Annotated in this window: 16 protein-coding genes and 1 tRNA gene; 9 read left to right on the forward strand and 8 right to left on the reverse strand. The window is 42.8% G+C overall.

Going from position 1 to position 19,196, the window contains the following annotated elements; genetic code table 11:
• Positions 1-193: 193 nt before the first annotated feature.
• The 4 genes from AC4IFO_RS21335 to AC4IFO_RS21350 all read right to left on the reverse strand — a co-directional run bounded on the left by AC4IFO_RS21335 (position 194) and on the right by AC4IFO_RS21350 (position 5,703).
• Entirely contained in the window at positions 194-1,912 is a 1,719-nt protein-coding gene (locus tag AC4IFO_RS21335) for an amidohydrolase (protein WP_490737405.1), read from the reverse strand.
• 103 nt (positions 1,913-2,015) lie between these two features.
• Positions 2,016-3,368, reverse strand: a complete 1,353-nt coding sequence (locus AC4IFO_RS21340) for an APC family permease (RefSeq protein WP_206083126.1) — start codon at positions 3,366-3,368, stop codon at positions 2,016-2,018.
• Between the two features lie 801 nt (positions 3,369-4,169).
• Complete coding sequence (gene rarD / locus AC4IFO_RS21345; RefSeq protein WP_490737407.1) at positions 4,170-5,063, reverse strand: EamA family transporter RarD; 894 nt, start codon at positions 5,061-5,063, stop codon at positions 4,170-4,172.
• Between the two features lie 169 nt (positions 5,064-5,232).
• Positions 5,233-5,703 (reverse strand): thioesterase family protein, encoded by a 471-nt coding sequence (locus AC4IFO_RS21350; protein ID WP_490737409.1) that lies wholly within the window; start codon positions 5,701-5,703, stop codon positions 5,233-5,235.
• Positions 5,704-5,859: 156 nt separating this feature from the next.
• Here AC4IFO_RS21350 and pldA point away from each other — a divergent pair, with 156 nt between their 5' ends.
• The 5 genes from pldA to AC4IFO_RS21375 all read left to right on the forward strand — a co-directional run bounded on the left by pldA (position 5,860) and on the right by AC4IFO_RS21375 (position 11,583).
• Positions 5,860-6,753 carry a phospholipase A gene (gene pldA / locus AC4IFO_RS21355; RefSeq protein WP_490737411.1) on the forward strand — a complete coding sequence of 298 codons (894 nt, stop codon included), beginning with the start codon at positions 5,860-5,862 and terminating at the stop codon, positions 6,751-6,753.
• 111 nt (positions 6,754-6,864) lie between these two features.
• On the forward strand, positions 6,865-8,691 hold the full coding sequence (gene recQ / locus AC4IFO_RS21360) for an ATP-dependent DNA helicase RecQ (protein ID WP_490737413.1): 1,827 nt from the start codon (positions 6,865-6,867) through the stop codon (positions 8,689-8,691).
• Between the two features lie 19 nt (positions 8,692-8,710).
• Positions 8,711-9,706 (forward strand): lysophospholipase L2, encoded by a 996-nt coding sequence (gene pldB / locus AC4IFO_RS21365; protein WP_490737415.1) that lies wholly within the window; start codon positions 8,711-8,713, stop codon positions 9,704-9,706.
• Between the two features lie 13 nt (positions 9,707-9,719).
• Positions 9,720-10,529, forward strand: coding sequence for a sugar/pyridoxal phosphate phosphatase YigL (yigL, locus tag AC4IFO_RS21370; protein WP_490737417.1), 810 nt, complete (start codon positions 9,720-9,722; stop codon positions 10,527-10,529).
• Between the two features lie 250 nt (positions 10,530-10,779).
• Entirely contained in the window at positions 10,780-11,583 is an 804-nt protein-coding gene (locus AC4IFO_RS21375) for a tetratricopeptide repeat protein (RefSeq protein WP_490737419.1), read from the forward strand.
• Positions 11,584-11,594: 11 nt separating this feature from the next.
• Here the strand turns inward: AC4IFO_RS21375 and AC4IFO_RS21380 are convergent, their stop codons facing one another.
• The 4 genes from AC4IFO_RS21380 to rsgA all read right to left on the reverse strand — a co-directional run bounded on the left by AC4IFO_RS21380 (position 11,595) and on the right by rsgA (position 17,439).
• On the reverse strand, positions 11,595-11,924 hold the full coding sequence (locus AC4IFO_RS21380; protein ID WP_490737421.1) for a hypothetical protein: 330 nt from the start codon (positions 11,922-11,924) through the stop codon (positions 11,595-11,597).
• An 8-nt stretch (positions 11,925-11,932) separates the two neighbouring features.
• Positions 11,933-15,274, reverse strand: a complete 3,342-nt coding sequence (gene mscM / locus AC4IFO_RS21385) for a miniconductance mechanosensitive channel MscM (RefSeq protein ID WP_490737423.1) — start codon at positions 15,272-15,274, stop codon at positions 11,933-11,935.
• A 33-nt stretch (positions 15,275-15,307) separates the two neighbouring features.
• A complete protein-coding gene (gene asd / locus AC4IFO_RS21390; protein WP_490737424.1) occupies positions 15,308-16,204 on the reverse strand; it encodes an archaetidylserine decarboxylase in 897 nt (298 codons plus the stop codon).
• 182 nt (positions 16,205-16,386) lie between these two features.
• Positions 16,387-17,439, reverse strand: a complete 1,053-nt coding sequence (gene rsgA, locus AC4IFO_RS21395; protein ID WP_490737426.1) for a small ribosomal subunit biogenesis GTPase RsgA — start codon at positions 17,437-17,439, stop codon at positions 16,387-16,389.
• 104 nt (positions 17,440-17,543) lie between these two features.
• Between rsgA and orn the strand changes: the two genes are divergently transcribed.
• From orn to AC4IFO_RS21415, 4 genes are all read left to right on the forward strand, one after another.
• Positions 17,544-18,089: an oligoribonuclease gene (gene orn / locus AC4IFO_RS21400; RefSeq protein WP_353244543.1), complete on the forward strand. Its 546-nt coding sequence runs from the start codon at positions 17,544-17,546 to the stop codon at positions 18,087-18,089.
• Between the two features lie 149 nt (positions 18,090-18,238).
• Positions 18,239-18,481, forward strand: coding sequence for a type II toxin-antitoxin system VapB family antitoxin (gene vapB, locus AC4IFO_RS21405; RefSeq protein WP_225820598.1), 243 nt, complete (start codon positions 18,239-18,241; stop codon positions 18,479-18,481).
• Positions 18,474-18,875, forward strand: coding sequence for a type II toxin-antitoxin system tRNA(fMet)-specific endonuclease VapC (gene vapC, locus AC4IFO_RS21410; protein WP_490737429.1), 402 nt, complete (start codon positions 18,474-18,476; stop codon positions 18,873-18,875). Before vapB ends, vapC begins: the two co-directional genes overlap by 8 nt.
• Positions 18,876-19,121: 246 nt before the next feature.
• Positions 19,122-19,194: transfer RNA gene (locus tag AC4IFO_RS21415), tRNA-Gly, on the forward strand.
• Positions 19,195-19,196 lie beyond the last annotated feature (2 nt).

The following is a 19,196-nucleotide window of genomic DNA, read 5'->3' on the forward strand; positions in this document are numbered from 1 at the left end:
TGTTCAGACAATATTTTCTTACGAAGAATAATGTTGTATTACGAGGGCGTTAATTCCCTCGTAATTTCTCTTTTTAATTGTGTTAGGTTTTGGAATTAAGCACCTAATTAAAAACACCCCAAGATTCGATTTAATCTTTGGGGTGTTTATTTTATTTAATCACTTTATTTTTAATTATTAGATAAAGAGACTTCTAAGCAATATGAACTGTTTTTCCGCCGATAATCGTACGCAGTACTTTTACATTTTCAATATCATCCGCTGGGATTTCAAATACATTACGATCCAATACAATCATATCTGCGAATTTACCTGCTTCTAATGAACCAAGGACGTCTTCTCGGTGTTGTGCATAAGCGGAGTCAATTGTTGCGCTGCGAAGAACTTCAGTCACGGTCAGGTCACGGTCATTGTCTAGTCGTGGTGCTTGTTGGCCATTAATATCCCGGCCTCGGCGTGTTGCTGCGACTTTTAAATCATACCATTCATCAAAGTCATCGATAGGCCAGTCGCTACCAAATGCGACAACTGCACCAGCATCAACAAATTTAGCGATAGGCTCTAATTGCTCAAAACGAGCTTCACCTAGCATATTTTTCTCGAATGCAGCCAGTTCAGGCGTTGGTGCCGCCCATTGGAAAGACAAGCAAGCGATAGTTTTTAAACGGGCAAAGCGTGCGTAATCATCCGCATGAACAAGTTCGTTGTGGGCTAAACCTGGGCGAATATCTTTTTCAGGGTGAGCCGCACGCATTTTTTCGATGGCATCTAAAACAATCGAAACGGCACCTTCGCCAACGGTATGCAAGTGCGGGTCATAGCCTGCCGCTGCAATTTTTTCCATTAGCTCATCTAGGATTTCAGCGGTGAAATAGAGGTCGCCATAGTTGTTGGTCTCAACCCAATTTGGTGCATCATCGGTACCTTGGTTAATGCGATAAGGCTGTAATAATGACGCTGTCATGGTTGGGAATTGCATCACACCATCAACAAACATCTTAATATTATTTAAACCGATACCCGGTGTTGGCGTCCAATCAGCTTGGTGCCATTTTTTAGCAAAGGCGACTGCTTTATCAACCGCAGCAGCAACAGATGCCACATTTGGGGTCTCGTCTGGCGTGATTTCACGTGCAGCTTGGAAACGAATTGTAAGGTCCCCGCGTTGTTGTAATTGTGCAAATGCCTCGAGTTGTTGCTCAGAAACACGGGCGTCCATCACCATGGTAACACCTTGCTGGTTAAGCACTTTTTGCACGAGTTCGGCAACTTCAATCGCTTGATCATCACGAATAGAAGGGATGCTGTCAGCAGCGCGCATCGCAGGGGCGTCTTCTAAAATACCGTTAAGCTCACCATTTTCATATTTACCAATTTTACCATCTGGTGGCTCAGGAGTGTCTTTAGTAATACCGAAGAGCTCAAGAGCACGGCTATTAGCAAGCAGTGTGTGGCAATCGTTCGAAAAGAGCACTACAGGGCGTTTGGTATTCAGCTTGTCCATGTCTTCGCGGTACATATCAATACCCGCAGGGATCATACCTTGGCGCAACCAAGCAGTAACTTTTAACCAATCATTTTCACCTGTACGTGGGTCTTTATCTAAGTGATCTTGTACACGTTCAAGAATTTGATTAATGGTCAGTGATTCATAGTTTAAATGGCAGCCGAATAATTGAATTCCGCCCCAAAAAGGGTGCATGTGGCCATCAATGATGCCGGGCATCATCATTTTGCCTTCTAAGTCGATACTTTCTGTTTCTGGCCCAACGTATTGATGAAGTTCATCAGACGTACCTGTGGCTAAGACATAGCCATCACGAACAGCAATCGCATCAACAATGCGGTCTTGAGTATCTGCGGTATAGATATAACCGTTAAAATAAATAACGTCAGCAAATTGATTATTCATTGTAAACCGTCTGTATCAGTGGCGCTTGAGAAGAGCCAGAGCTAAAAAAAACAACGGGGAAGGCTAATGCTTTCCCCGTAATCATTTATTAGGCTTTGAATGATTAGTTAATAATCATCTCAGTTTCATCGTCAGAAATTGCAGGTGGACGACGAGTAAAGCCATGGGTTAGCAATGCCAAATAAACGGCGCCTGCTGCTAACCACCATAAACCGACCTTAAAGGCTTCGCTATCAAGGCTTGTCCATAACCATAAGGTGAGAACAACACCAATAGAAGGCATAATAAGGCAAGTAATAATTTTTGTATTATCTAGTGACGCTTTGCGGTCAATATAAAAATGCTTAATGACCGATAGGTTCACAAAGGTGAAGGCGATAAGTGCACCAAAGCTTATCATCGATGCGACCATGCTTAAAGACAGCACCAGTGATAGCAAAGAAGCGACCGCAACAAAGATAATTGAGTAAATCGGTGTATTCAGTCGCGGATGCAAATAAGCAAACAGCGAACGAGGTAACACACCTTCACGGCCCATGGCATAGAAAATCCGCACGATACTGGCTTGTGATGTCATGGCTGAAGCAAACACACCAATAACATAAGCGGTAATAAAGCTGGATGCCATCATCGCACCGCCAACTTGTTTCATAACCGCAAGGCTAGCTATATCCGTGTTCGGAATAAAATCTTGCCACATTGGGTACACTAAATGTGCACCATAAGAAATAACGACAAATAAGGTACCCGCGATAAATACGGTGTATAAAATCGCTTTTGGTAATGCATTACGCGCATCTTTGGTCTCTTCAGCCATGGTCGAAATGGCGTCAAACCCTAAGAATGCTAAGCATAATACTGCCGCGCCCGCAAACAGCCCAGGGACTTGATCTGCCATAACGGTAATCGGCGCTAATAAAGCATCGGTATCCAACACAAACGATGTTTTAAAGCTTAAGTATAAAAATACGCCAATAAAGACGATTTGCATCAGAATGATTAGCATATTCATTGAGGAAACTAATTTAATTCCCAAAATATTCATGATGCTAACAATCGTGATAGTGCTGCAAATAATCACATACATTGGTATATCAGGAAAAGCTTCATGGACGAAGATCCCAATAGCAATGTAGTTAATAATCGGTAGGAATAGGTAGTCGAGCAATTGTGCCCAACCCACTAAAAAGCCCAGTGTGCCGCCAAAGGTTTTTTGCACGTAAGAGTAAGCCGACCCTGAAAGAGGGAGCGCGCTAGTCATGCGGCAATAGCTCATGGCAGTGAAAAAGACGGCAGCTAATGTAATTAAATAAGCGACAGGCAGATGCCCTTCACTTAATACAGTGACTTGCCCATAGGTGGTGAAAATTCCGAGTGGCACCATATAGGCCAGCCCGAAAAAAACTAACGCAGGAGTGGTCAGTACGCGTTTCATTTGAACGGTATTCTGTTGCATTTTGAAGCCCTTCCCAAAAGCCCTTAACAACGTCAACTCTGTCTGAATGCACAGGCCGAGTGAACCTAAAATGCAGCCGTACTCGTCATACTTCGAATCACAACGTTGTTGGCTTTGCGCGTTCGCACTAGTCACATACTTTTGTATGCTCCTAGCGACTCTCTTGCTTGCCGCCTAGTTGTGTTTTCGAATTATTTAGAGTCTTACCGCTACATGATTGTATTAAATTAAATTTTAGAACCGACTGTATTCAATTTCAGAAAACCTCGCACCAGGACATCTTAAATTGAATGTCATCGTGCGCACTTTAATGAAACGTCAGTGATGAATCGGACCATCACCATCCGCTGGGGTGAATACAAACGGCGTACAATATAATTACCAAGTTCCTATTAAGCAATCATTAATTGAAAAAAATAAACAACTACTTTTATTTCAATAAGTTGTTTAGTGGATGAGATATTAATTGAAGTGAATTTAAGATAAGTTAAATGATAGTCATTTTTAGAAGAAAATCAAGCTTAATTGGCTCTCTCTAACCTATTGGTTTTGCTTTATTATTTTAAATAATGGAATACAAACAAAAATGCTTAATGATAATTAATCTATTTAATTTAAAGTTATTTAAAATAAAACTTACAGGGTATTGAAAATTGAATGAGTGAGTTTTTTCATTAATGAAACTAATTGTTTTGGTTCCATATAATGAAACACCAACGCTGCTTGAAATATAAAACAGGCGCTGGTGCTTGAATTTAGGGCTAATTAACGGCTATTTGAGACACAAGAATATAATAAGCGTTATTTCTTTCTCAGTTTTTGTTGAGTGTATAATGCATCTAATGTAAATAAAATTAATGCAACCCAGATAAACCCAAAGGTGATTAGCAGTTCAGAAGTTATGACTTCACCATACATAAAGACTGCCAATAAGAACATAATACTTGGCCCCATGTATTGGAAGAAACCGAGTGTGGATAGTCTTAAATGGTTAGCCGCTTCTGTAAATAGCAGTAATGGCACAGTCGTAATGACCCCAGCAGCAATCAACAGGGCGTTGAGATGCCAATCATTCATTGCCATGTTGCTAGTTGGACTATCTGCAAAGAATAACAAGAAAATAATGCCGACCGGGAGCAACCAAAGTGTTTCAAAGGTCATTCCAATTTGGGCATCTACGCCCAGTTTTTTACGTAATAACCCGTACGTCGCGAAAGTCACTGCAAGACTTAAGCCAATCACAGGGACAGAACCGAATTGCCACAGCTGGATTAAGACGCCAGTTAAAGCAAGACCCACGGCTATCCATTGCATGCGGCGAAAACGTTCTTGTAGAAAGAGCATCCCAAATAAGACGTTAACGAGCGGGTTGATAAAATAGCCGAGGCTGGCTTGTAGCATATGGCCATTATTAACCGACCAAATATAAATTAACCAGTTACAAGCAATAGTACTTGCGGTTACGCCAAGGATTAATATCTTCTTGGGCTGTTTGAGTACTTGGCGTAAATAACTCCAGTGACGTGTCACCGTTAATAACAAAAGCATAAAGAAAAATGACCAAATAATACGATGAGTCAGGATTTCTTCTGCAGGCACTTCTTGGATGCTTTTAAAATAAATAGGTGCGACACCCCAAATAAAATAGGCGCCTAAGGCACATAATACGCCCTTGGTAGTATTTTGCTGGCTCATTGTTGGCTCTGAAATTGAATTAAAGACAAAAAAGAAACTTATACAGAGATAACGAGCCGTAGATTATGCAGATCATGCGGCTCGATTTTTGATGCTTCTAATGTGACATTGCTCATGTTTTTTTACAAGCTATTAGTTTACTAGGTAACTAATTATTTACAAGAATGGTTTATCCTACAAGATAAGTCGCTGTTGCTGTTGCAATATGTTGATTATTTTCATTATGTAGTTCACAACGTGTGACGGCAATCTTATTACCATCTCGCAGTAAGCTTGCACTCGCTGTAAATAGCTCTCCACGACCTGGCCGTAAATAATCGACACGTAAATCAATGGTGCCCATTCGTGACATTTTATCGACAATTTCAGTATGAGTGAGGGGGTTAATACGCTGTAAAATACGATTAATACACACCATGCCACCGGCAACATCCAAAATAGAAGCAATCACGCCACCATGTAGGATATTTTGTGTAAAATTGCCGATTAATTCTTGGCGATTTTCAATGGTGAGTTGAACAAAATCGTCATTAATATGTGCCAGTTTAATGCCGAGTAGCTGATTAAACGGCATTTTATAGATAAATGCGTGGTTCATTAACTCACTGGCTTCTTCTAAAGTATAAGTGCGGTCATTCATCGGTTTCATCCCTTAAATAATATGTAAATAAAAAGTTAACATTATGTGTTAAATATGTCTCTAACAAACGTATGAATAATCTTTCAACAGTGGTCGCGTTTTGTGTGTAAAATAGGACAAACTTTATTTTTATGATGATGAAAATAGGAATGGCTAATGCGCGCTTTACCGATGTTGATAAGTGCAGTGCTCTGCTTTTGGTCTGCTTCACTGTTTGCCACTGAAAATACGGATGTTCAAACCGAACAGAATATAAAAGATAACACGCCAATTCGTGGCAGTATTATTTCTGGCTTATTGCAAAATTACGATAATCCGTTTGTTTTGTATCCATACGAATCTAATTACATTATTTATACCTATACCTCCTCAATGAATAAAAACGCGATTTCCAGTTATAACTGGGGTGACGATGCGTTAAAGGATGAAGTTAAATTTCAATTAAGCTTGGCATTTCCACTTTGGGCGGGTATCGCAGGAGATGATTCTATTTTAGCGGTTTCGTATACCCAGCGCTCTTGGTGGCAGCTTAGCAATAAAAAAGAATCCTCTCCTTTTCGGGAAACCAATTACGAACCTCAGGTCTTTGTTGGCTGGCTAACGGATTATCAATTTGCAGGTTGGACTTTACGTGAGTTTGAAACAGGGTTTAACCATGAATCCAATGGCCGCTCTGACCCAACATCCCGCAGTTGGAACCGTATTTATGCACGGGCCATGGCGCAAAATGGCAATTGGCAGGTTGACCTCAAACCGTGGTATCGCATTCATGAAAGCGAAGGCAGCGATGATAACTCGGATATCACAAAATACATGGGGTATTATCGCGTAAAAGTTGGTTATGCACTGGGGGACAGTGTCTTTACCACCACGGGTCGCTATAATTGGAATACGGGTTATGGTGGTGCAGAGTTAGGTTGGAGTTATCCAATTAGCCAACATGTGCGATTTTATACCCAGTTGTTTAGCGGTTATGGCGAGTCAATGATAGACTACAATTATCGCCAAACACGTTTTGGTATTGGTGTTATGCTAAACGATATGATGTAGTTTAGACCCCATCGCCCCGATATTATCTGACAAGGCTAAATCGCCGTGTCATAAATCAACAACTTCGCTGCTCAAATGGGCAGCGACTTGTTTTAGAGATTGAGGAAGTTTGTGTCCACTGCTTGTGTCATTAACCAACTTTCACTGGCTGAAAACGTACTGAATAGCACGTTTGGTTATCAGTCATTCCGTCCCGGCCAAGATGCGGTTATCGGGGCTATTTTAGATAACCGAGACTGTTTAGTATTAATGCCAACAGGCGGCGGAAAATCCTTGTGCTACCAAGTGCCTGCATTGGTGAAGCAAGGTGTGACGTTGGTGGTTTCTCCGCTCATTTCTTTGATGAAAGACCAAGTTGACCAATTGCGTTTGCATGGTGTGAACGCGGCGTGTTTAAACTCATCACAAACGCCGTTAGAGCAGCGCCAAATTATGGAGTTATGTAGCAATGGTGAGATTAAATTGCTGTATGTTGCTCCTGAGCGGCTATTAACGGAGTATTTTCTCAATCAGCTCTCCAGCTGGGACATCACGTTATTAGCGGTGGATGAAGCCCACTGTATTTCCCAATGGGGGCATGATTTTCGGCCTGAATATCGCGCATTAGGGCAGTTGCGCCAAGCGTTGCCTAACGTGCCTGTTATGGCGCTAACAGCGACAGCCGATGAAACAACTCGAACCGATATTATTCGTTTATTGGAACTCCACGAACCGCTCGTTCATATCAGTAGCTTTGATAGACCTAATATCCGTTACACACTCGTCGAAAAATATAAGCCATTGGACCAACTTTGGTTTTTTATTAAAGGCCAAAAAGGCAAAGCAGGCATTGTGTATTGCAATAGTCGCAGCAAAGTAGAAGAGACCGCTGAACGCTTACAAAAGCGGGGTTTGAGTGTCGCGGCATACCATGCAGGGCTCGATAGCCAACAGCGTGAGTGGGTGCAAGATGCTTTCTTGAAAGATAACTTGCAAATTGTGGTCGCGACTGTGGCGTTTGGTATGGGGATCAACAAATCAAACGTTCGTTTCGTGGCGCACTTTGATATCCCTCGTAATATCGAAGCCTATTACCAAGAAACAGGGCGAGCAGGGCGTGATGGTGTTGAAGCTGAAGCGGTTTTATTTTATGACCCGGCGGATATGGCGTGGTTGCGTCGTTGCCTTGAAGAAAAACCCGCAGGCATGCAGCAGGATATTGAGCGGCATAAACTTAATGCCATTGCTGCCTTTGCGGAAGCACAAACTTGTCGTCGCTTGGTGTTGCTCAATTATTTTGGCGAAAATCGCCAGCAGCCTTGCGGGAATTGCGACATCTGTTTAGATCCACCGAAACAATACGATGGGTTAATTGATGCTCAAAAAGCGCTTTCTTGTATTTATCGTGTTGGTCAGCGCTTTGGTATCGGCTATATTGTTGAAGTACTGCGCGGGGCGAATAACCAACGCATTCGTGATTTAGGCCATGATAAATTACCGGTTTACGGCATTGGTAAAGATCAAAGTAATGAACATTGGATAAGTGTGATCCGTCAATTGATCCACTTAGGGATGATCACCCAAAATATTACTCATTTTTCCGCGCTACAACTAACTGAAGCGGCAAGGCCTATTTTACGCGGGGAATCTGCGTTACAGCTTGCTGTGCCGCGTGTTTTAGTTACAAAAAGCCGTAATCAACAAAACAAAGTTTACCATGGCAATTATGATAAGAAGCTGTTTGCCAAACTGCGGAAATTACGTAAATCGATAGCGGATGAGGACAATATCCCACCATTTGTGGTGTTTAATGACGCCACATTAATTGAAATGGCAGAGCATGTCCCGACAACATCCGCCGAATTACTGTTAATCAATGGCGTTGGTGAGCGCAAACTTGAGCGTTTTGGCGAGTCATTTATGACTCTCATCCGAGACCACCTTGAAGGTTATGAATGAATAAATAAGGAACAGTAGGATGATGCCTGAAAGCCTAAAAAAGCGCTGGTTAACTCGGGAAACACAGTTTTCAGCTTTTGCCAATGGCCCACTTTTAGACTTTTGGCAGCGCCGTGAAGAGCTGAGTTTTCAGGGCGTTGATGATATCACTATTCACTATGTTCGTTTTATTCATCCAAAGCATCATAAAGCCATAGTCATTTCGCCGGGTCGCAGTGAAAGTTACGTGAAATACCCTGAAGTGGCGTATGATTTTTATCATTTAGGCTATGATGTTTTTATTCTTGATCATCGCGGGCAAGGGCGATCGGGGCGCATGTTAGCGGATCCCCAAAAAGGCCATGTCGAAAAATTCACTGACTATATTGATGATTTTGAACAGTTTATTGAATTAGAAGTTAAGTATCGTCACTATCCTAAATGTTATGCACTAGCCCACTCAATGGGGAGTGCGATTTTAGCGGGTTATCTACTGCGTGATAATGTGACCTTTGATGCAGCAACATTGTGTGCACCAATGATTGGCATTAATTTGCCGATGCCACGTTGGATGGCGAGCTTTATCGTCGATAGAGCAGAATCACGTGAAAGCGTGCGTAATGATTATGCAGCATCAACGGGCAAGTGGCAGCCTTTACCGTATTTAATCAACGTATTAACCCATAGTTCAGAGCGTTATCGGCGCTATCTGCGTTACTATGCGGATTACCCAGAATTGCGACTCGGTGGCCCAACCTACCACTGGTTACGCGAAAGTTTTGCGATTGGTGATGAGCTGATTGCGAAAGCGGGAGAAATTGATGTACCACTGATGGTGTTAGAAGCAAGTGAAGAAAAAGTGGTCAGCAATAAAGAGCTACAAGCTTTTTGTCAAAGTCGGCAAAAAGCGCAAATAGGACGAGAAGAAAAATTACCCCTCATCATCGAAGGGGCTCACCACGAAATCCTATTTGAAGTGGATGCGTTAAGAGCAATGGCGCTCAATGCTATCTGTGATTTTTTTGACCAGTATTAGTTAGGGTTCGAATATGAAATATCCGTTAGTGGCTTCCGATTTGGATGGGACATTATTATCGCCCAACCATGATTTAACGTCTTATACCAAAGACACTTTAAAACAACTCGTGGCAACACAAGATGTACGTTTCGTGTTTGCAACGGGTCGCCATCATGTGGATGTTGCACAAATCCGTGATGGGTTAGGTATTGATGCCTATATGATTACCTCTAATGGGGCAAGGATCCATAATACCCAAGGGGATTTAATTTTTGAACATAATGTGGATCCTGAAATTGCCCATGAGCTTTGCTTGATGGAGTTTGATAATCCGGAACTTATCACGAATTACTATCATGGTGATGATTGGTTTATTAACCGTGAAAGCCCTGAGCAAAAAGAGTTTTTTAAAGAGTCGGTCTTTAATTATCAACTATTTGCTCGCCATGATTTCGTGACATCGGAAGTGTGCAAAGTCTATTTCACCAGTGAGGATCACGACCTGCTGGTGGATTTACAGCAACGCATCCAAAATCGTTGGCAAGACCGGGTGAATGTCACTTTTTCACTACGTAGTTGCTTAGAAGTGATGGCGGGGGCGGTTTCTAAGGGAGAAGCCCTTAAACAAGTGGCTGCGTTACATGGTTTGATGGCCAATGACAGTATTGCGTTTGGTGATGGCATGAATGACAAAGAGATGCTAACTGTAGCAGGAAAAGGCTGCATTATGCAAAATGCCCACCAGTTGCTTAAAGATGCTTTACCGAAAATGGAAGTTATTGGTTCAAATGCGGATGATGCCGTTGCGCGTTATTTAAGGCACCAATACCTGAATAAGTAACAATCGGTTTTATAAGATAAATAAGCCAGATAGACTCAATGTTTGTCTGGCTTTTTTTTATCGCTGGGTTGAAAATGTGGATGACTGACGTGTAATGCAACGAAATGTGCTTTTTATGAAATTTAGGTCAATTTTCCTATTTTTTCTCACTTAAACTGAATTTACACTAGGGGAATAGGTGTTCGAGTCGATATTAATGGATAGCGCTGTGTTCACAGTTAGCAGATTGCACTGTTGAGGGTTTCTTAGGATGAAAAAAGTTGCGTTAGCACTGTTGTTGGGTTCAGTTTGCTTTAGTTCTATCTTAACCGCTAAACCTGTCGTCGCACCGACAGCGGCTTCATCAACGCAACAGCCGACCCTGGAGCAAATCACACAGTTAGCGCAAAAAGGTGACCCAACCGCTCAATTTCAACTGGGTGAACGTTATTTTAAAGGCCAAGGTGTTTCCCAAGACTCTAAAATTGCTGCCGAGTGGTTTATTAAGGCAGGAAACCAAGGCAATTCTGATGCCCAGTTTCGGCTAGGTACCATGTTTGTGAATGGTTTTGGTGTTCGCCGAGACTATGACAAAGCGATGCTGTGGTATGAACAAGCGGCAGACAACGGCGATACTCGTGCAGAAACTAATATGGCAATGATGTATGCGCAAGGCCTTGGCGTGACTCAGAATTTAGAAAAAGCCGCATTTTGGTTTAGAAAGGCGGCACAAGGTGGAAATGTTATCGCTCAATTCCATATTGGCCAAATGTATTCAATTGGCAGTGGTGTTGATTTAGATGATGAAAAAGCCGTGTTTTGGTTCCGTAAAGCGGCAAAACAGCAAGATGCTAAATCCCAAGACCGCCTCGGAGTGATGTATTCTGAAGGGCGTGGTGTGAAGAAAAACTTATTACAAGCCTATGCGTGGCTATCAACTGCTGTGTATAGTGGTAATGCGGAAAGCCATCGCCTACAAGAGAAAATCGCGGCCCAATTAGACCCAACTGAAATGGAGCAAGCGCAAAAGCTGGCGGAAGGGTATATCAAATCCTACGGGCACAAAGATAGCTAAATTATAGTGCTCTAGCGGGAGAACAGCTGGGCTCCCGCCATCACGATGATTGACAGTACAAGGTAGCACCAGCTCAGCCGATAAAAACGGTTATACCCCCATCCTCGTCGGATCTCTAATTGCAATGGCTTAGATGAAAGCTTGGCGGCAATGATTCGAAATACCCCTATATACACCAGACAATAGGCTTGCCAGAGATAGAGCGTATTGAAGGCAAATGCTTTCCCAACGATGAGTAAGATAATTAATGGGATCAAAAAGAATAAAATCGACCCAACTCGTTCGAGTTGGGTGACTCGCAATAGAATCTCTTCGTCTTTATCGCTTAAACGCTGTGCCATGATACAGCCTACAGCTCACCCGATTTACGTGAAGGATTTCGCGCAGAAAGATTGTTCGTCGCACTTTGCAGCGAGTTATCGCGCACATCCACTCTCGCTTGGAATGGTGGGAATGGCAGAGTGATACCTTGTTCTGCGAAGGACGCCAAGATGTTTTGGTGAATCTCATGGCGAGCCGGCAAACGGTGACCCATTTCTGCCGCATACACCCGTAATTCAAATATTTGAATACCTTGTTGTAAATCAACCAGATAAACTTCAGGAGCTGGATTATCTAAGATCATTGTGGAGCGTTTTGCGGCTCGTAAAATCGTATTGGTAACAAGCTCACTGTTCGCATCAGAGGGGGCAGGGATCGTCATTACAATACGAGTAACAGTGTCAGAGAGCGACCAGTTAATAAATTGCTCAGTGATAAAGGCCTTATTTGGTACAATAATTTCTTTTCTATCCCAGTCAGTTAAGGTCGTTGCACGCGTGTTGATCTTCGTGATACTGCCCGTTAAGTTACGAATAGTGACGGTATCGCCGATACGTATAGGTTTTTCGAACAGGATCATCAAACCGGAAATAATATTGGCGAAGATCTCTTGTAAACCGAAACCAAGCCCAACCCCCATTGCAGCAACCAGCCATTGCAGTTTCGACCACTCGATACCCAACATTGAGAAACCAACAATGGTACCAATAATCGTAATGGTGTATTTCGTCAGTGTACTGATAGCGTAGCCTGTGCCCGGGGTTAAGTCTAAATGCTGCAATACGGCTAATTCAAGCAGCGCGGGCAGGTTTCGAACCAACTGTGCAGTGACAATAATGGTTAAGATCGCAATAAAAATGGAGCCCATCGTAATTGGCTGTACGGTGTCCACACCATTGATGGTGGATGTCACATCCCAGAGGCGAATGTTTTCAAGGAAAGAAAACGCTGTATGCAATTCAGACCACAGCCAAATCAAGGAAACTAAGGCTATCATAGTTAAAATCGAGCGCACTAAGCCAACGGATTGGGTACTGATGGTGTCGAGGTCGATAACTTGTTCCTCGATATCAATATTCCCTTCGCTACTGCCGCTTGATTGCGCGTTATCGTCTTCACCTTTTGCCCGTTGTGCAAGAATTTCAGCACGGCGCTGTTTTGCCCGTTCAAAGGCTAATTTACGGCGCTGCATTGACATCCAACGGCGAATGGTGTGATAGACAATTAAAATCACAAACCAAATCGCGACAGAGGTTTCTAAGCGGGCAAGTAATGCTTGTGATGTTGAGAAATAGCCGAGGATTGAGAAGAATGCCGCCACAATTGGGGCAAGCAGGATCATCCACCACAGGCCTTTATTAACAACATTATCCCCCGAACTGTGTCTATCCAAATAAAGTGGAATTTGAGAGCGGCGTAAGTTATTGGTAATTAAGCTTAGAGCCACACAGAGGAGAATAAAGCAGAAACGACCCACGCTAGCCGCGAATTCACGGTCGCTATAGTGTTCGAAAGTAATAATTGACATGACCAATGGGACGATAACAAATATCGCCATGCGGTAATAACGCATCGCTCGTTTTACGGCGTCTTTATCCCAGCCAAAATGGGCAATAAATAAACCTGTTGGGCGAGAGAACGTCTCACTGATCATAAACAGCCACAGTAACGGTGTCGTCGCACTAACCCCGTACCCAATCGCGGCTGCCATTGGATATTGCCATGCACTTTGCAGCCCATAACCAATCGCAGACCACATCATCGGTAATGGTAAGGCAACGATAATTGACCAGAAAATGGTTCGAACAGTAAGATAAAAACGGTCTTGGGTGACTTTACCAATCCGCAAGCTGGAGCGATCTAAGAATGCTTGATAATGCTTGCGTGTGCTCACGCTGAAGATAACCAATATGATGGAGCCCAACAGATACAAAAAGGTATCTTGCGTGGTCAGCATCACATTCAGCGCACCCGCCACTTGGGAGAGGGTGTCCAAAGAGAGTAATTGCGTAATATCCGTGACTAATAAAACAGGGTAATTGATACTGATAGGGGGCACATCTGCCACCCAAAATAGATAACGGTTTGATGCATCTTTAACTTCTTTGAGTGCATCTGTTAATTGCCCCGTCGCCACGTTGAGTTTCGTGAGCTCCAACATCTCAGCATCAAGGCCTGAAATCAACGACGTTAACAGTTCTCGGCGCGTTTTGATCAGCGATTGATAGACTTGAACTTGCGCGGGGTTAAGCGCGTGCTCTGCTTCTTGCTCGGTGGTATCAATTTTACCTAATCTATCAAGAGCATCTTCATAATTTAAACGCTGAACACGTAAATCTGCCATTTCGCGGTCAAGCTGCTGGCTTTTGGGAATATCTGGTAAGCGCGATAATTGCGTTCTTAAGGCTTCCCCAAGCGTGCTTGAGCTGCTAATCCACTGAGCTTGTTCGCGGATCGTGGTCAGTGCTTGGCGAGCATCGCGAATGCTGGTGGACATTTCGGTTTGACTAGTATTAATCGCACTCATGCGCTGAGCTTGCTGAGTCAGCTCTTGAGACATTTTGCGGTTAATATCTAATTCTTCGGTTAAGAAGGGGGTTAGCTCCCCTTGTGCCGCCAACATTTCCGTGTGCTCAAGTGCCAAAATCGCTTTTTGTTGGCGCTGAGTGTTTTGGAAATCACGCAGGTTTTGCAGTTCAAGCTCCATGCGTTGATAGCGCTTTTTATACAACTCTAAGGTTAGGCGTGATATTTCTTGGCGGTTATTGGCAGAAAGCTGCGCCATTTCCAGTTCATTTACCGTAGACTTGCGAGCACTTACTTCGGCTTGAGCCAAGGTATATTGGGCATCAGATAATGGTGTTGAAGGCGCACTGAGGGATTGAAAACGGGACGTTGCTTCGGTGAGTAAGCGCCTTGCTTCAGATAACTGTTGAGGCAATATACTCAATGACTCACTGATTTCACGGCCTTTATCTTGCTCTTGCTGCGTTAAGCGGCTTTGGTCCAATAGCTGGCTGCTCAACTGGATTATACGCTGCTCAAGTTCACCTAAATTAATCCCAACAGGAATAGGGTTTGGATCATCACTTTCATTGAGTAATTTTTGGCGTATTTCTTTGATAATTTTAGGAAAATTATCAATGGCTTCTTGGTAAGACTTGGCCTTGGCATCGGAATCGCGGGTTTCGCTCATCCAATTCAGCGCCCCTTGTAATGCCTGAGCAATTTCGGCGTCTTTCGGGTTAGTGCTCGATTCGAGCTGTTTGAGCTCCTGCTTAATCTGTGCTTCATCCTGCGATGCTGTGGGCGCCGCAACAGAAGAAAAAGCGATTAACAAGCTAAGTACAAAACTGATAATCAAACGCACAGTGAGGAGCTCCTTCAAAGACATAACCGTAAATTAAACGCCGACAGATTCGTTGTGAGTCTCAACGGAAACCGTCTCGGCAAGCAGTTCCCCCATACGTGTTGCATAACCTGGGATCAGTGATGAGTTAAAGGTGACTTTATTTGGTTCAAACAAGTTAATCACTGTGGAGCCTAATTTAAACAGCCCCATTTCTTCACCTTTTTTCAGGAATACTGCGCCTTCAGAATCTAATTCAGGGTAAACCCAACGCTTGATAACGCCTTCACGACTGGTATTTACACAGCCACTCCATACCGTTTCAATGCTACCCACAATGGTGGCACCGACTAAAATTTGCACCATAAGACCTACAGGAGTCTCAAAGACACAAATTAAGCGCTCATTGCGTGCAAACAGGTTTGGAACGTTTTGTGCCGTTAATGGATTTACAGAAAATAAATCACCCGGAACATAAATCATCTCTTTCAGCAAGCCATCACATGGTATGTGAACACGGTGATAGTCACTTGGCGACAGGTAAGTGGTAATAAACTCGCCACCACGAAAACGTTCTGCTAATTGATATTGACCCGCAAGTAAGGCTTCAACGGTATAGTTATGGCCTTTAGCTTGGAAAATTTGGTCATCATTGATAGCGCCTAATTGGCTTACTGCGCCATCAGCGGGCTGTGCCAGTTGGTTGTCTTTTTCAACTATTGGGCGAGCGTCTTCTTTAAGCAGACGAATAAAGAAGTCATTAAAGGTTGCGTACGCAGTGAGTTCGCTTTTTTGCGCTTCATTCATATTCACTTTATAGGCTTTAGCAAATAGCTTAATTGCCCATTGCGTCATAAACCCAGCGTTCCGACTTGCAAACCAGCCCGCAAATTCAGTAAGGCATTGTTTTGGAAGCATATATTGCAAGCGAATCTTAAATTTGTCTAGCACGTTAACCTCTGATTTTTAAAGGTATGTTAGCGAAAAGGCCGCTATTGTACACAGTTTATTCGTTGTATTTCAAACTGTCGCATTATGGGGTTATCATCCAGCGACAGCTTGAACTATTTAGCGCAAATTAGCGTCAATTAGAGCAAAGAATTGAGTAATAAAATTGTAAGTGCTTACTAACTTTATTTCTCTTTTCCGGTGAAATTGCCGCGCGGCTTCACTTGTTCCATGCTTTCTAGGATGCGATGGTAATTTTCAAAGCGCGATGCTGCAATTTTGTCTGTTTCTACGGCTTCACGTAACAGACAACCTGGATCATCTAAATGTTTACAGTCACGGAATTTACAACCGCCAAGGTAAGCTTTAAATTCGACAAATCCTTTCGTCACTTGTTCCGTGGTTAAATGCCACAAACCAAATTCACGAACACCAGGGGAGTCAATCACATCGCCACCGAGTGGGAAGTGGTATAAGCGGGCTGTGGTCGTGGTATGTTGCCCCAGACCTGAGTTATCGGAAACGTCGTTAACTAAAATGGCTTCTTCGTTATGCGGGAGCAATGCATTGAGCAAACTGGATTTACCAACACCAGACTGCCCAACAAACACTGAAACTTTACCTGCTAGCGCGTTAGTAAGTGCTTCCATTCCTTCATTAGTATGGCTGGAAACTTCTAACACTTGGTAGCCAATTTCACTGTAAATGGTCATTAAATCGCTCACCCACTCACGGTTTTCGTCATCGAGTAGGTCAACTTTGTTAAGGACGATAATGGGTTGAATACCGATTGTTTCGCAGGCGACAAGATAACGGTCGATAATATTAAGCGAAAGTTCTGGCAAAATCGCGGAAACGACGACAATTTGGTCGATATTTGCAGCGATTGGTTTTAAACCATCGTAGTAATCAGGGCGTGTAAGTACCGAGTGGCGTTCATGAACAGCTTCGACAATGCCATTAACCTTGATATCTGCTTGTGTATTCAAGGCAGGACGCCACACCACTTTATCCCCTGTAACAAGGGATGAAATGGTTCTGCGCAAATTACAGCGTTGAATAGAGCCGTCGTTCGCTTCAATATCAGCATGTTGCCCAAAGCGGCTAATCACTAAGCCCTCTTGTGCTTCACCTAATTGGCTATCATCAATTTCGACTGTTTTTTGCTTTTTTAGTCTTTTTTGATGATTTTCTTGAACTCGGCGCTGTTGGCCTTTCGAAAGTTTCTGTTTAGCCACCTGTCCTCTCTTCGCTATTGGCTGTCGTTGGAATATCACTCACGCATTAAGGCATGAAGAGTGATATCATACCTTAACTTCACAGAATGCAGTTAGGGTATATCATGCAAAAGAATGAGAATAATTTAATTTGGATCGATTTAGAAATGACCGGCCTCGATCCCGTTCGTGATCGCATTATTGAAATTGCGACCATTGTAACAGATAGCCATCTTAATATTTTAGCAGAAGGCCCTGTGATTGCAGTACATCAGACGGATGAGCAACTGGCTCTGATGGATGAATGGAATGTGAATACACATACAGGCAGCGGTTTAGTGGAGCGTGTGCGTAAAAGCGCCGTAAGCGAACGTGAAGCAGAACTAGCCACGATTGAATTCCTCGAAAAGTGGGTACCTAAAGGTGCATCGCCAATTTGTGGTAACAGCGTTGGGCAAGATAGACGCTTCTTATTTAACTATATGCCTGAATTAGAAAGCTATTTTCATTATCGTTATTTAGATGTGAGTACGTTAAAAGAACTAGCTCGCCGCTGGAAGCCTGAAATTTTAACGGGTTTTTCGAAGAAAAATACCCATCAAGCGCTTGATGATATTCGCGAATCAGTCGCTGAACTGGCTTATTATCGAGAAACATTTATCAAAGAATAGATGTTGAATTAGCGAAGATGCCGCCCTTGAGGCGGTTTTTTTGTGTTTAATATAAAAAGTATTGAAAATTTGCCTTTACTGCTCAATATTGCAACAATAAAAAGACTGCTATATACTTATGCTATATTGCATTGGTTGAGGAGGCTCATATGATCCAGCATGGTAAAGTTTTTATGAGTAATCGTACCCAAAATGTTCGCTTACCCGCTGAATTACGTTTTCCTGATGATGTGAAGGATGTCATTGTCAGAGCGAAAGGCAAAGAACGAATAATTACACCTGTTCAAAATTCATGGGATAGCTTCTTTTTGTCTGAACCTGCAATAACCGATGATTTCTTATCATCACGAGCAGAGCAGGTTCCAACACAAAGAGAATCGTTTGATGATTAAATATTTACTTGATACAAATATTGTTATTTTTACGATAAAGCGCCGTCCAGAATCCTTATTACCTAAGTTTAATCAGTATGCAAGCCAGCTAGCGATATCAAGTATAACGTTAGCTGAACTTGTTTTTGGAGCGGAGAAAAGTATGAATCCCGCTAAAAACCTTGCGGTAGTGAGTGATTTTATTTCTCGGTTAATGGTTTTACCTTACGATGATTTAGCCGCTTTTCATTATGGAGATATAAGAGCATCTCTTGAAAGACAAGGCCGACGAATTGGCGAAAATGACTTACATATTGCTGCTCATGCAAGAAGTAAAGGTTTGATTGTGGTGACAAATAATACCAGAGAGTTTGAGGGAGTTGATGGCTTAAGGTTGGAAGATTGGGTTAAGTAAGCGGTTAATTATTATTGTATACCCATCTAAATTTAAAAAGTTACCAATGTTAATGTATTGAAATCAAATTTTTACAACGTTTGTTGATAAAATCACCATTGTGACTACTTTGTCGGCAAACGAACAAAAAAATAAAAATTTTGAGCGCAAAGGCTTGCTAGTCTCTGAATTTTTCGTATAATGCGCTCCCCGTACCGATGAAGTTTTTGTAATAGCGTCGGCACGGAAAACATCCAGAAATGGTATGCGGGAATAGCTCAGTTGGTAGAGCACGACCTTGCCAAGGTCGGGGTCGCGAGTTCGAGTCTCGTTTCCCGCTCC

The sequence above is a fragment of the Providencia sp. UF-224 genome (genome assembly GCF_058245955.1).